A 13,183-nucleotide genomic window follows, 5' to 3' on the forward strand; every position below is an offset into this window, starting at 1 on the left:
CTTGCCGGGGCGCTTAATGATATCCGTCATGGGTTCACCCTGTTTTTTTGGGGGTGTATTGCTCCCCAAAGTTTCCAACCGAGGAACAATAACAATGACGAAACTCGCTGAAATCAGCATCGAAAACGCCCAGCGTACTCACCGTTACGCCCGTGGCTGGCACTGTCTGGGCGTGGCGGATGATTACCGCGATGGCCAGTTGCATACCTTGAATATCTTTGGCGTCCGCCTGGTGGCGTTTGCCGACAGCAAGGGTGCTATCAGCATCCTCGACGCTCATTGCCCGCACATGGGGGCCGACCTGTCCCGGGGCACCATCGAAAACGACACGGTGGTGTGCCCGTTCCACCACTGGAAATATGACACCAGCGGTAAATGCGTTGAGATTCCTTACTGCAAGCGCATTCCACCGAAGGCCAAGACCCGCAGCTGGTTGACCTGTGAGGAAAACAACCTGCTGTTCGTCTGGAACAACCCTGAAGGCCGTCCGCCGAAAGAGGGCGTGATCATTCCGCACCTGGCCGAGATGGACGACGCGGACTGGATTCACGACTGGAACATCGACACCATGCTGATCGAAACCAACCCACGGGAGTTGGTCGATAACCTGGTAGACGCCATGCACTTCGGCCCAGTGCACGGCACACCAACCAAGTACTTCGCCAATATCTTCGAAGGGCACATCGGCCACCAGATATTCCACGGTGATTCCGAGCGCCTGGGCGGCGATCTGATCGCACCGTCAGCCTACTACGGCCCGGCGACCCACTTCACTCACATCAGCTCGATGTTCGGCGATGTGCGGATACACGCCATTTTGCTCAACAGCCATGTGCCTGTGACTGCCAACAGCTTCGACCTGCGTTTCGGCTGCATGGTCAAGCGTGTGCCCGGCTGGAGCGAAGAGCAGAACATTGAAGTTGCCAAAGCGTACATCATGGGTAATCGCACCTCGTTCTATCAGGACGTGGATATCTGGAAGCATAAAATCCGTATCGACAACCCGGTGCTGGCGGAAACCGACGGTCCGGTCTACCAATTGCGCGAGTGGTATAAGCAGTTCTTTACCGATGAAGATCAGGTGCCCGCGAGCATGGCTGAACGCCGCGAAATCGTCACGGTCGACGAGCGCTGAGCAGTAACGGTTCCCTTCGAGAGGCAGGCAGCCAGTCATCGCTTGCCGCTCGTGAGGGCAGTTCAGAAGGGCACGCTGCCCTTGGTTTTATTGCAAAACGCAGGTCCGATTAAAAGGTCATGAGAGCACTGACAATGAAAACAAAAAGTCTTCTTGCCTATTACGTTCCTTTGTTAATCCTGTTGTTCCTGGTGTTGACCGTGCAGTTTTCGGAGCCGCCGGAATCGGCCAGCGTCAAGGCTTGCAAGCTTTACGCTAGCTGTGTCGTCATCAGCTCGAACGTCCCGAGCTGGCCTAATTTTCGCTAGGGTGTTCGCATTCAGACCAGCCCTCTGACAGTAGCGCTGTGGATATCGCGCCGTCCGTTAATCCCAAGGAGCTGCCGCAAGCTGCGATCTTTTTTGCTTTTAATGCTTGAACATCACATGCCGCACGGTGGTGTAGTCCTCCAGTCCTGATACGCCCCGTTTTTCCTGTTGGCTGATCTACTTCTCTCGGCTATGCGCAGCCGTTGCGGCTCCACTGCTGCTCCAGCATAAATACGCCGGTTTGTTCGACGTGTTTGCTCGCACAAACATCATCAATCAAACCGGCGTTGTTGTTTCTGTGTTTTCCGGGATTGCGTGAAGAACCTTTTATTAGCCGATGAGGCAACTCATTGCTAGCTGTTGCTAGGGAAGGCGAACTGCGCCGCCTCGAGACTTGCACGTTGTGGCCAGCGTTGGGTAATCGCCTTGCGCCGGGTGTAGAAACGCACGCCGTCCGGGCCATAGGCATGCAGGTCACCGAACAGTGAGCGCTTCCAGCCGCCGAAGCTGTGGTACGCCACTGGAACCGGCAACGGTACGTTGACGCCGACCATGCCGACTTCGATTTCGTCGCAGAACAAACGGGCCGCTTCACCGTCACGGGTGAAGATGCAGGTGCCGTTGCCGTATTCGTGATCGTTGATTAGTTGCATGGCCTCTTCCAGGCTATTGACTCGCACGATGCACAGCACCGGGCCGAAGATCTCTTCTTTATAGATGCGCATCGCTGGCGTGACGCGATCGAACAGGCAGCCGCCGAGGAAGAAGCCGCCTTCGTGACCCGCTACGCTCAAGCCGCGCCCGTCGACGACCAGCTGAGCGCCAGCCTGCACGCCGTCTTCGATGTAGCCGGTTACCTTGTCCAGGTGTGCGCCGGTAATCAGCGGGCCCATATCCAGACCGCTATTTGTACCTGCACCGATTTTCAGCGCCTTGATCTGCGGCACCAGTTTGCTGATCAGCGCATCCGCCACCTGATCACCAACACACACAGCCACCGAGATCGCCATGCAGCGCTCACCGCACGAACCGTAAGCCGCGCCCATCAAGGCACTGACCGCGTTATCCAGATCCGCATCCGGCATCAGCACCGCGTGGTTCTTCGCGCCACCCAAGGCCTGCACACGCTTACCGCGCTTGGTGGCTTCGCAATAGATGTATTCGGCAATCGGCGTCGAACCGACAAAACTCAGCGCCTTGACTTCCGGCGCTTGAATCAGCGCGTCCACCGCTTCCTTATCGCCGTGCACCACGTTCAATACGCCTTTGGGCAGCCCGGCTTCATGCAGCAGTTCGGCGATCAGCAGTGTTGAGCTCGGATCACGTTCGGAGGGTTTGAGGATGAAGCAGTTGCCGCAGACGATCGCCAGTGGGTACATCCACAATGGGACCATGGCCGGGAAGTTGAACGGGGTAATCCCGGCAACCACGCCCAGTGGCTGGAAATCTGACCAGGCATCGATACGCGGGCCGACGTTACGGCTGTACTCGCCCTTGAGGATTTCCGGCGCCGAGCAGGCGTATTCGACGTTCTCGATACCGCGCTTGAGTTCGCCAGCGGCATCTTCCAGGGTTTTGCCGTGCTCTTCGCTGATCAACCGGGCGATACGTGCTTCGTTCTGCTCGAGCAGTTGCTTGAAGCGGAACATCACCTGGGCACGCTTGGCCGGCGGCGTATTGCGCCAGGCTGGAAAGGCTAGCCTGGCGGAGTCGATGGCCTTTTGCACAGTTTCGCGGTCAGCCAGGCCGAGTACATGAATATCCTCGCCGGTGGAGGGGTTGGATACATTGCAAGTACGCCCGCCGCTGACGATGCGTTCTGCGTGAATCAAATGGGGGATGGTAGCCATTGCTGTTTTTCTCTCATTTTGATGTCCTGGGGGAGCCAGGGCTTAACCGATGAAGTTTCCCGTTTGTACGTAGACGCGGGGGGTAGGTTGGCCAATATTGATGCGCTGCAGAACCCTGGTAGTGTTAGAGATCATCGGCTGCCAGGCGGTTTACCGTTTCGCCGCCGTACAGCACGCAATCGCGCAATGCTGTGGCCCGCGTGAGGTAGTGCCCGGCAAAGTAGCGAGCGACGACGATTTTTGCGCCGTAGAAGCTCTGGTCTTCGGCGAGTCGTGACTCGCTGATCAGCAGGGCGCGCGCCAGTTGCCAGCCGCTGACCAATATCCCGCACAGTGTCAGGTAAGCGACGCCCTCGGCGTAGATCGTCTGTGCCGAGCTACGATGGTGTTCGACCACATGGTCCACCACTGCCTCGAAGGCCAATCGAGCCTGGCGCAACGGACCGTGAACGGCCAAGGCATCCGGGTTGCCACTGGCGAGCAGTTGGCTCTCGGTTTCCTCAATGCGACTGGCCAGCAACCGTGCCACTGCGCCTTGATCGCGCACCGTCTTGCGACCGATCAAATCATTGGCTTGAATGGCGGTGGTCCCTTCGTAAATCGGCAAAATCCGCGCATCCCTGAAATGCTGAGCCGCGCCGGTTTCCTCGATGAAGCCCATGCCACCATGGACTTGTATGCCCAGGCTGGTCACTTCCTGGGCCATCTCGGTGCACCATCCCTTGATGATCGGTACCAGGAACTCATAGAGCGCCTGATGCTCGCGTCGTTGCCGGGGATCTGCATGATGGGTCGCCAGGTCGCTATGAGCTGCAGTCATATAGGCGGCTGCCCGGCTGCCTTCGGTCAAAGCGCGCATGTCCAGGAGCATGCGCTTGACGTCGGGATGCTCAATGATCGCAACGGTTCTATGGCTACCGTCCAATGCCCGGCCCTGGACACGTACCCGCGCATAGGCAGTCGCTTGCTGTCGGGCACGTTCGGCAATGGCGACACCTTGCATGCCGACGGCATAACGCGCCGAGTTCATCATGATGAACATGTATTCCAGGCCTCGGTTCTCCTCGCCGATCAAGGTACCGATCGCACCGCCATGATCGCCAAACTGCAGGATTGCCGTAGGGCTGGCTCTAACCCCCAGCTTATGTTCCAGGCTCAGACACTCTATGTCGTTGCGCAGATTCAGACGGCCGTCCGCATCTTGCAGGAACCTGGGAACCACAAACAGGGAAATACCTTTGACGCCTTCCGGCGCACCGGGTACGCGTGCCAGCACCAAATGCACGATATTGCTCGCCATATCGTGCTGCCCATAGGTGATGAAAATCTTGCTGCCGAATACGCGATAGCGACCATCGCCAATGGGTTCGGCACGACTGCGCAAGAGGGACAGATCCGAGCCTGCCTGGGGTTCGGTCAGGTTCATGGTGCCGGTCCATTCTCCCGATATCAGGCGTGGCAAATAGTAATCCTGCTGTTCCTTGCTGCCGGCCATCAGCAAGGCTTCGATCGCGCCATCGGTCAACAGTGGGCACAGAGCAAAGGCCATGTTCGCTGAATTGAGCATTTCATTGCAGGCCGTGCTGACCAGTTTCGGCAGCCCTGCGCCACCCAATCGGTGGGGGTGCGCCAGCCCCTGCCAACCACTGTCGGCAAACCGGGCGAAGGCTTCCTTGAAGCCGGAAGGGGTGAGGACTTCGCCTGCGATCAACCGGCACCCTTGAACGTCGCCAGCGTGATTGAGGGGTGCAATCACCTCCATAGTGAATTTCGCCGACTCATCGAGCACCGCCTGCACCACATCGGGACTTGCGTCCTCCATGCCAGGTTGCCGGGTGATGGCGGCCAGGTCTGCCAACTCATTGATGACGAAGCGCATCTCTTTAACCGGGGCTTGATAGCTCATCGGTAACTCCTCGGAAGTCGTTCAGATAGTCAATGTTGCGCCGCTTGATTGGCGCCCCAGCCAGTTTCGGCGCGTACGCTCTGCGGTTCGAAGGCAGACCTTTCAAGGTTTGCAGCCGGGCTACGATCAAGGCACGAGACTGCCCAGGCGATACCGAAGGCCAAGGGCATCGAGAACAGCGCGGGGTAGTCGAAAGGAAAGATGGCTTCGGGATGATGCAGCACCTTGACCCAGACCCCGGGAGACAGCACGACCAAGGCAACAGAGCTGATAAGGCCGGCCAGGCCACCACAAATGGCTCCCCGGCTAGTCAATCCTTGCCAATACATGGCCAGCAGCAGTATCGGGAAGTTCGATGAGGCGGCGATGCCGAATGTCAGTGCGACGAGAAACGCCACGTTCTGACCTTTGAAGACAATCCCCAAGGCAATGGCGACTATGCCCAGACCCAGGGTTGCCCAGCGGCTGACACGCATTTCATTGCGGCTGGTGGATTTTCCCTTGCACAGGACATTGGCATACAGGTCATGGGAGAGGGCTGAAGCACCGGCCAGGGCCAGGCCGGAAACGACGGCAAGGATGGTGGCGAAGGCCACGGCAGCCAGGAACCCGAACATCAGGTCGCCACCCAGAGCCTGGGCCAGGTGCATAACTGGCATATTGCCGCCACCGAGAAGCGTGCCGCCTATGATCCCCTGTTCGAAGAATCTCGGTTGTTGTCCGACGATGCTGATCGCCGACATTCCCAGCACGCAGACCACGATGAAGAACAGCCCGATCAAACCGGTGGCCACAAAAACCGACTGGCGCGCTGCCTTGGCATCCGGGACGGTGAAGAAACGCATCATGATATGCGGCAGGCCTGCCACTCCAAACACCAGACCCAGACACATCGAGATGATGGAGAGCGGATCACTGGCGAACTTCAACGGCCCGAGTATTGCGCTACCGCTCTGGTGACCGGCAACCGCGCTGTCCACCATGCGCTCCAGGCTGAAGCCGAAGTGCTTGAATGCCAGCAGCGTCAGGAACAGGCCGCCGCCGAGCAGCAGGACAGCCTTGATGATCTGCACCCAGGTCGTGGCGACCATACCGCCGAATGTCACATAGACCACCATCAACACGCCGACGCAGATGACAGCGACCTCGTAATCGAGCCCGAACAACAGGTTGATCAACTGACCCGCGCCGACCATTTGTACGATCAGATAAAAACAGACGATGATCAGCGAACTGCAGGCTGAAAACACCCGTGTGCCCACCGGGTCGAGGCGGTAGGAGATGATGTCGGCGAGCGTGAAGCGTCCAAGGTTGCGCAGTCGCTCAGCCATCAAAAACATGATCAACGGCCAACCCAGAAATGCGCTGACGGAATAGATCATGCCGTCGAAACCTGTGCTGAAGACCATGCTTGAAACACCCAGCAGAGTTGCCGCCGACATATAATCCCCGGCAATCGCGAAGCCGTTTTGCACGCCGCCGATTCCACCCCCCGCCGTATAAAAGTCGGCCGTCGAGCGTGTGCGCCCGGCAGCCCAATAGGTGATGCCTATCGTGGTGATAACGAACGCCAGGAAGATCACAATCGCCGTAATGTTAGGAGCGCGGGCGCTCTGAAGCGAGGCCTGCGCAACCGCCACGAAGCTGACGGCGGACAGTAGGCTGAATACCGTTACCCGAGTGATGAGCTTCATGGCCGCACCCCTTCAAGCAGCGCCTGGGTCAACTTGTCGAACTGGTTATTTGCGCGCAGCACGTAGAGGCCTGTCAGCAACCATGAACCGACAATCAGGATTAATGCAGCCCAGATTCCGATGGTCAGGCTGCCGCTACTCAGGGGCACATGCGTCAGCAGTTGCGGTTGCCACGATACCGAAGCGATGAACAGGAAGTAGAGGCCCAGTACCACGGCGCTAAGGGTAAAGGCCAGTCGGCTGCGGCCCAGCACCAGGGAGCGATACTGGGGGTTTTCGCGGATCTTCTGATAAACGAGGTTCGATGACATGCTGCCGCTCCTTAATACCTGAGAGGTGATCGGGTGGAGTTTTTTGTTATGGTCCTGCCACGACGGTGGCAGGTGATGCATGACGGCCCTGAACGGGCTCAGACTCTGACTTTCTCGGTGCGCTTCTCGACGAAATCTCCGAGACGCCGCTGAACATCGTGTCCGGTCTGGACCACCGCAGCCATCAAGCCCTCGGCGAACAGACCGTCGGTTGAGGACATGTCGGCAATGCGGTTGATTGAGCTGACGATGGCGTAGTTGGACAGCGCGGCGTTCGAGGCAATACGCTGGGCCAGCTCGATGGCCTGTTCGAGCACATCCTGGCCTTGCTCGCACAGGTAATGGGCCAGACCCAACCGATGCCCCTCGCGGGCGTCGAGTGCGCGTCCAGTCAGCATCATCTCGACCATCCGGTTGGCGGAGATGATCCGTGCCACGCGCACGGTGGCGCCACCGCCGGTAAAAATACCGCGCTGGCCTTCGGGTAGAGCGAAGTAGGCGGTGGAATCTGCCACCCGCACATGGGCCGCTGCAGCGAGTTCCAGCCCGCCGCCGACAACCGCCCCCTGCATGGCCGCAATCACCGGGATGCCGCCATGCTGGATTTTGTCAAAGGCGCGGTGCCATGCCTGACATACACGCATGAAATCAATCGCCGAGCGCTCTTTGTCATGGTGTTCTTTAAGGTCCAGGCCGGCACAGAAATGCGGGCCCGCAGCAGCCAGTACGATGGCGCGTACGCTCGTTGGAACCGTGGAGAAGAAATCATCCAGGGCGGCAATCGCCTGTTCATCCAACGCGTTGCGTTTGTGTGAACGATTGAGCGTGACGATCGCGATGGTGCCGCGCAGTTCGATTTTCAGGAAGGGCTCGTTCATACAGACTCCAGATAGCAATGATGGGTCAGGCTTGTGCCTGGTTCAGGGGAGGGCTCTGTGTATCGCCGCCAGTCGATGACGGGCGCTCGTAGTGATCGCGATAGCGCTCGCGCAGGGCGAGTTTGAATAGCTTGCCGGTGGCGGTCAGAGGCATGTCCTCGATGAACAGGACGTCATCGGGTATCCACCATTTGGCGACCTTGTGTTCGAAGAAAGCCAACAACTCAGCGGCATCGACTTGCGTGTCAGGCTTGGCAACAGCGACCAGCAGAGGGCGTTCACCCCAGCGTTGGTGATCGCAGGAAATGCAGGCGGCCATGTGGATCTTGGGATGGGCCATGGCGATGTTTTCCAGGTCGATGGAGGAGATCCATTCGCCACCAGACTTGATGACATCTTTGCAGCGGTCGGTGATCAGCAGGTAGCCGTCTTCGTCGATGGTGGCCATGTCACCGGTGTCGAACCAGCCTTCGGTCAACGTCGTTGAGTCGCTCTGGTAGTAATCACGGACCACCCAGTTGCCACGCACCATAAGGTTGCCTGGCTGATGCCCGTCTCGGGGCCGGGCCATGCCGGCTTCATCGACCGTGCGCATCTCGAAGCCAAACAACTCGCGTCCCTGCTTGGCCAGCACCCGGATTCTGCTTTGATTATCCTCGCCAGCGTGTTTGGGCAGCAGACGGCAAGCCGTTCCCAGGGGCGACACCTCGGTCATGCCCCAGGAGTGAGTGACATCGACGCCTAGCTCATGGAGTGCGCCGAACATCGCTGGCGGACAGGCTGATCCTCCGATGTAGGCTCTGCGCAGGGTTCGCGGTCGCTGACCACTGGCCTGAAGGGTTTCGATGTAGCCCTGCCAGACTGAAGGCACGCCTGCCGAAAAGGTCACGCCTTCGCCGTCACAGAGTGCTTGCAGCGAGGCGCCATCCAGCCGGCTGCCCGGCAGGACCAGCTTGGAACCCGCCATTAGCGCCGTATAGGGCAGTCCCCAGGCGTTGACGTGAAACATGGGCACCAGCGGCATTACCACGTCGTGTGCGCTGATACCCATCGCGTCGGGATGAGAGGCGGCGTATGCCTGGAGCAGCGTGGAGCGGTGGGAGTACAGGACGCCCTTGGGTTGCCCGGTGGTTCCCGAGGTGTAGCACAGACCTGAAGCGGTGTTCTCATCGAACTCGGGCCAGTGCTCAAGGGCGATGGCCTGGCGAAGCAATGCCTCGTAACTCAGAGAACCTTCGGCATGCTCGATGTCGGTTAGCGCGATCCAGTGACGCACGCTTGGACATAGCCCGGTGATCTGAGCGATCAGCGCCGCGAAGCCGATGTCGTAACACACCACGACGTCCTGGGCATGATTGATGATGTAGACAATCTGTTGCACATGCAGCCTGGGGTTGACGGTATGGCAGACCGCGCCGAGCCCGGAAACACCGTAGTAGATTTCCAGATGGCGATAGCCGTTCCAGGCCAGTGTGGCCACGCGATCACCCTGACAGACTCCCAACTCCAGCAGAGCACCGGCCAGTCGTTTGCTGCGCTGCTCGCAGGTGGCATAGGTGTAGCGATGGAGACTGCCATCCGATTGCTGCGACACCACTTCATGGCTGCCGGAGTTACGCGCCGCGTGGGTGATGATCGAAGAAATGAGAAGAGGCTGGTTCATCATTCCGCCATGTAACAGCATGGTTAACTCTCCATTGTTTTTATTAGTGGGCAGTCTTTTGGACGGCTGGATAGAGTGTTTCGGTGAGTGGCAGACTTGCATTACCTGCCACTGCGTTGTGATCTGTTAAATGGTGTCTTTTGGTCAAGGTCGCTTTAACCATTGGTACAGCTCTAGCTTAGCCAGTGAGGTATCGGGCTTGAAATAACCCGATCCGCCTATTTATTTGCATATCTCGCCAAACTTGTTCGATGCAGGAATCGTTTTAGGGTATGCAGTGCGCTTGGGGCATATGGGGCATATGAAGGAGGGCGCGGGGCGTGGCCCAGGTGCAGCGTGTCTGGTGCGTTCGTTAACTGGATGAGTCCAGTTGTTTACCAGATTGGCAGGCTATAACTGACGATCAGGCGGTTCTCATCCAGGTCGCTGCCAAAGTTGCTCGAACGAACTGTCGCATTACGCCATTTCACGCCGACATTTTTCAGCGGGCCACCCTGTATGACATAGCCGATGTCGGTATCGCGTTCCCACTCCTTGCCTTCGGGACGGTTGCCGCCCAGGTCAATGTTCGAGCCGTTGATGTAGCGAGTCATGAAGGACAGGCCAGGCACGCCAATGGCCGCGAAGTTGTAGTCGTAGCGCGCCTGCCAGGACTGTTCGTCCTTGCTGGCGAAGTCGCCGATCTGTACGAAGTTCACCAGGAACGCATCGCTGCCGTTGATGTAGGCGTAGCCGGTGTCGCCGTTCATGGCTTGATAGCCCAGACCGAACGCATTACCTCCAAGGCTGTAGCTGAACATCGCGCCCAAGGCGCGGTTGTCGACGTTGCTACCGCCATCGTCCGTGGAGCGGGCGAAGCGCAGATCGGTCTTGAATGACTGGCTCGTCGTCACCGGTAACACGTAGGTCAGGTTCACCAGGTGCTGGCTGTAGAAGTTGTCGAGGTGACCGTAGCTGTAGCCGGTGGCGAGGTTGCTGGTCCATTTGTAATTCAGGCTGGCGAAATCGAAGCTGTCGCTGTCCGCATGACGCGTCGTGATGCCTTTGGCACCGGTTCGGGTGATGCCCATATCCTCATAATTCGAGGAGTCGCGCTGGTTGACCTGCGTCAACCGTCCGGCATCCACGGTCAGGCCTTCGATTTCCAGCGACGTCAGCTGACCGCCTTCGAAGGTTTGTGGCAGCAGCCGTGAATCGTTGGCCAGGAGGGTCGGTACCTTGGGCTGCAGGGTGCCGAGTTTCAGCACACTTTTGGAGGCGCGCAACTTGGCGCTCAACCCCAGTTCGCCATACTCGTCCTGGGCACCTTTGCGGGTGTCGCCATGGCGCTTGAGCAGCCCGGAGCCCGCACGATCAGGACTGGAGTCGAGTTTTACGCCGACCAGGCCGATGGCATCGAAACCGACACCGATCAAGCCTTCAGTGAAGCCAGACTCATAGCGCAACAGCAAGCCCTGCGCCCATTCCTCTTGTCTGGATTGAGGGGCGTTGGTCTGACGATAATCCCGGTTGAAGTAAAAGTTGCGCAGTTCAAGGCTGGCCTTGCTGTCCTCGATAAAATCCGCTGCGGCGGGTGCCGAGAGGCTGATGACGCCGCCGGCCAGCAGCAGCCGGGTAACGCGTGTGCGGGTGTTACGGTCCATGGAGAAGCCCCTTTTTAGTGGTCCTTGCATCGAACTATCAGATTTGCATTACCCGCCACTTGTGTTTTGATATGGCTCTGGGTTCGGGTAGGGTTCGGTGCCGATTGAGCCTTAGCTTAACCAGCTCCTTATCGGGCTTGAAATAACCCGATACGCCGATTTATTTGCATATCACGCCAGTCTGGCGCTGCGCAGAGGAGTGGGGACGCATGGATCATCCGGTGGATAACACCTTGTCTATGACCTTTGTCCAGGGACTGTTACAGGGGGCTACCAATATCTGTAGCCGAACCGACATTCAGGGTTTTGTCGCTGCAGCAGGTATCGCCCAACACTTGCTGGGAACGCCGGACGCGAGGGTGACCTACGATCAGTTTGTGCGCTTGTACCAGCAAGTGGCCGTGGGCACTGGTGACGAAATGATGGGGTTATGGTCCCGGCGTATTCGGAGTGGCACGCTCAAGTACTTGTGCTTGAGTCTTCTTGACGCCAGTTCTCTTTCCAACGCCATGTACCGTTTCACTCGATTCTGGAACTTGTTGCTTGATGACTACCAGCTCGGTTACACCGAAGACTCGGGCAGGATTGTCATTTCCCTCGAAGCACGTGACAGCACCGCCAGGTTACAGCGCTTCGGCCATGAGTTAATGATGAAGCTGGCCCATGGTGTTGCGTCATGGTTGATTGGGCAGGAAATTCCTCTGCGCAGCGTAATGTTCTCCTTTCCACGGCCCGTGTATGCCTCGGAATACATGCACATGTTCTCTGCGCCGATCAGCTTCGAGCAACCTTGTACAGCACTCTGTTTTGACGTTGAGTGGGGGGCGCGCAGATTTCGCCGCAATAAGGCCGAGCTACTGCCCTTTCTTAAGGACGCCCCGCGCTACTGGTTGTTCACCACCTTGAAAGAGCGCCTGGTGGCTCAGCAGGTGCGCCAATACTTATTGTCGAACCTGAAGAATGATGACAGTTTGCAGGGCGCTGCCATCGCGCTGCTCATGTCCACTCGCACATTGACCCGCAGGCTCAAGGAGGAAGGGACTAGCTACCAGCTGGTCAAGGACGCCTTGCGTCGAGATATCGCCGTGCAGCAGCTGATTCACACGGATCTCTCGATCACCCAAATTGCTTTGGGGTTGGGCTTTGACTCCAACGCAGTATTCCATCGCGCGTTTCGGGGGTGGACAGGCAGTACACCCGGGTCTTACCGGTGCACTGACACTGTTCCCGCAAAAGACGCTATCTGAAAGACGCCCGGATCGCGCGTAGTCAGACCAGGTAGCCGGTTACCTGCGCGGGATGGTTATCCTTCATTCCGGCAAGTAGATGCAGCGGTACGTGCTGTTTCGCATGAGTGGATGGAGCTTCGATACTTCCCACGATCTGGGAGTGTCGTTCACTTGACTCGGTCGACTCCTCAGCCAGTGCCTTAGCCATTCTCGCGTGGTTCATTGCGATTTCATTGAGAGTTGACACGTTACATCTCCCGGTGACTGACCAAGCGCATCGCTGGAGTCCTTGAATGTTGATTTAATTGCCGCCGCGTCAGAATTATGTCGCTCTGGGGCTGCTACGGGCGTGCTGTGCAATCCTTAAGCCAGTCATGGTCACGTAATCCGCGCTACGTTTGTTGATGCGACGAATGGTGGTGTGAGATCAGGTTTCCATGACACTTCGCCAGAAGTCTGTAGTGATTGAAGCAGTTATTCAGGATGCAGGCACGGATAATGGTTCGGTAGTGGCAATTGAACTCAGGTTTGCTGCAGCCCATGATAGATGCTCAATCTTCCATGGA

General features: G+C 58.0%; 10 protein-coding genes. 2 read left to right on the forward strand and 8 right to left on the reverse strand.

The window, feature by feature from the left end:
• Positions 1-94 precede the first annotated feature (94 nt).
• A complete protein-coding gene (locus AC3IUA_RS09110; protein ID WP_489360176.1) occupies positions 95-1,135 on the forward strand; it encodes a 3-ketosteroid-9-alpha-monooxygenase, oxygenase component in 1,041 nt (346 codons plus the stop codon).
• A gap of 661 nt (positions 1,136-1,796) precedes the next feature.
• Here the strand turns inward: AC3IUA_RS09110 and AC3IUA_RS09115 are convergent.
• The 7 genes from AC3IUA_RS09115 to AC3IUA_RS09145 form a co-directional block, all read right to left on the reverse strand.
• A complete protein-coding gene (locus AC3IUA_RS09115; protein ID WP_489360177.1) occupies positions 1,797-3,293 on the reverse strand; it encodes a CoA-acylating methylmalonate-semialdehyde dehydrogenase in 1,497 nt (498 codons plus the stop codon).
• Between the two features lie 124 nt (positions 3,294-3,417).
• A complete protein-coding gene (locus tag AC3IUA_RS09120) occupies positions 3,418-5,199 on the reverse strand; it encodes an acyl-CoA dehydrogenase (RefSeq protein WP_489360178.1) in 1,782 nt (593 codons plus the stop codon).
• 29 nt (positions 5,200-5,228) lie between these two features.
• Complete coding sequence (gene actP / locus AC3IUA_RS09125) at positions 5,229-6,893, reverse strand: cation/acetate symporter ActP (protein WP_489360179.1); 1,665 nt, start codon at positions 6,891-6,893, stop codon at positions 5,229-5,231.
• Entirely contained in the window at positions 6,890-7,204 is a 315-nt protein-coding gene (locus AC3IUA_RS09130; protein ID WP_489360181.1) for a DUF485 domain-containing protein, read from the reverse strand. Before AC3IUA_RS09130 ends, actP begins: the two co-directional genes overlap by 4 nt.
• Before the next feature lie 98 nt (positions 7,205-7,302).
• On the reverse strand, positions 7,303-8,082 hold the full coding sequence (locus AC3IUA_RS09135; RefSeq protein ID WP_489360183.1) for a crotonase/enoyl-CoA hydratase family protein: 780 nt from the start codon (positions 8,080-8,082) through the stop codon (positions 7,303-7,305).
• 25 nt (positions 8,083-8,107) lie between these two features.
• On the reverse strand, positions 8,108-9,745 hold the full coding sequence (locus tag AC3IUA_RS09140; RefSeq protein ID WP_489360185.1) for a long-chain-fatty-acid--CoA ligase: 1,638 nt from the start codon (positions 9,743-9,745) through the stop codon (positions 8,108-8,110).
• 374 nt (positions 9,746-10,119) lie between these two features.
• Positions 10,120-11,388, reverse strand: coding sequence for an OprD family porin (locus tag AC3IUA_RS09145; protein ID WP_489360186.1), 1,269 nt, complete (start codon positions 11,386-11,388; stop codon positions 10,120-10,122).
• A gap of 209 nt (positions 11,389-11,597) precedes the next feature.
• On the opposite strand from AC3IUA_RS09145, the gene AC3IUA_RS09150 reads away from it, so the two are divergent.
• The gene (locus tag AC3IUA_RS09150; RefSeq protein WP_489360187.1) at positions 11,598-12,635 is read left to right on the forward strand and encodes an AraC family transcriptional regulator; all 1,038 of its coding nucleotides are present in this window, start codon (positions 11,598-11,600) and stop codon (positions 12,633-12,635) included.
• A gap of 22 nt (positions 12,636-12,657) precedes the next feature.
• On the opposite strand, the gene AC3IUA_RS09155 is transcribed toward AC3IUA_RS09150, so the two are convergent.
• A complete protein-coding gene (locus tag AC3IUA_RS09155) occupies positions 12,658-12,864 on the reverse strand; it encodes a hypothetical protein (RefSeq protein ID WP_489360189.1) in 207 nt (68 codons plus the stop codon).
• Between the last annotated feature and the right edge of the window lie 319 nt (positions 12,865-13,183).

Source organism: Pseudomonas sp. KH_050 (assembly GCF_057838875.1).

What these genes read in the sequence shown, in the direction of transcription:
- AC3IUA_RS09150 (WP_489360187.1), top strand. Translation starts at nt 11,598, where the DNA reads ATGGATCATCCGGTGGATAACACCTTGTCTATGACCTTTGTCCAGGGA.
- AC3IUA_RS09140 (WP_489360185.1), bottom strand. Translation starts at nt 9,745, where the DNA reads ATGAACCAGCCTCTTCTCATTTCTTCGATCATCACCCACGCGGCGCGT.
- AC3IUA_RS09115 (WP_489360177.1), bottom strand. Translation starts at nt 3,293, where the DNA reads ATGGCTACCATCCCCCATTTGATTCACGCAGAACGCATCGTCAGCGGC.
- AC3IUA_RS09135 (WP_489360183.1), bottom strand. Translation starts at nt 8,082, where the DNA reads ATGAACGAGCCCTTCCTGAAAATCGAACTGCGCGGCACCATCGCGATC.
- AC3IUA_RS09145 (WP_489360186.1), bottom strand. Translation starts at nt 11,388, where the DNA reads ATGGACCGTAACACCCGCACACGCGTTACCCGGCTGCTGCTGGCCGGC.
- AC3IUA_RS09130 (WP_489360181.1), bottom strand. Translation starts at nt 7,204, where the DNA reads ATGTCATCGAACCTCGTTTATCAGAAGATCCGCGAAAACCCCCAGTAT.
- AC3IUA_RS09120 (WP_489360178.1), bottom strand. Translation starts at nt 5,199, where the DNA reads ATGAGCTATCAAGCCCCGGTTAAAGAGATGCGCTTCGTCATCAATGAG.
- actP (WP_489360179.1), bottom strand. Translation starts at nt 6,893, where the DNA reads ATGAAGCTCATCACTCGGGTAACGGTATTCAGCCTACTGTCCGCCGTC.
- AC3IUA_RS09110 (WP_489360176.1), top strand. Translation starts at nt 95, where the DNA reads ATGACGAAACTCGCTGAAATCAGCATCGAAAACGCCCAGCGTACTCAC.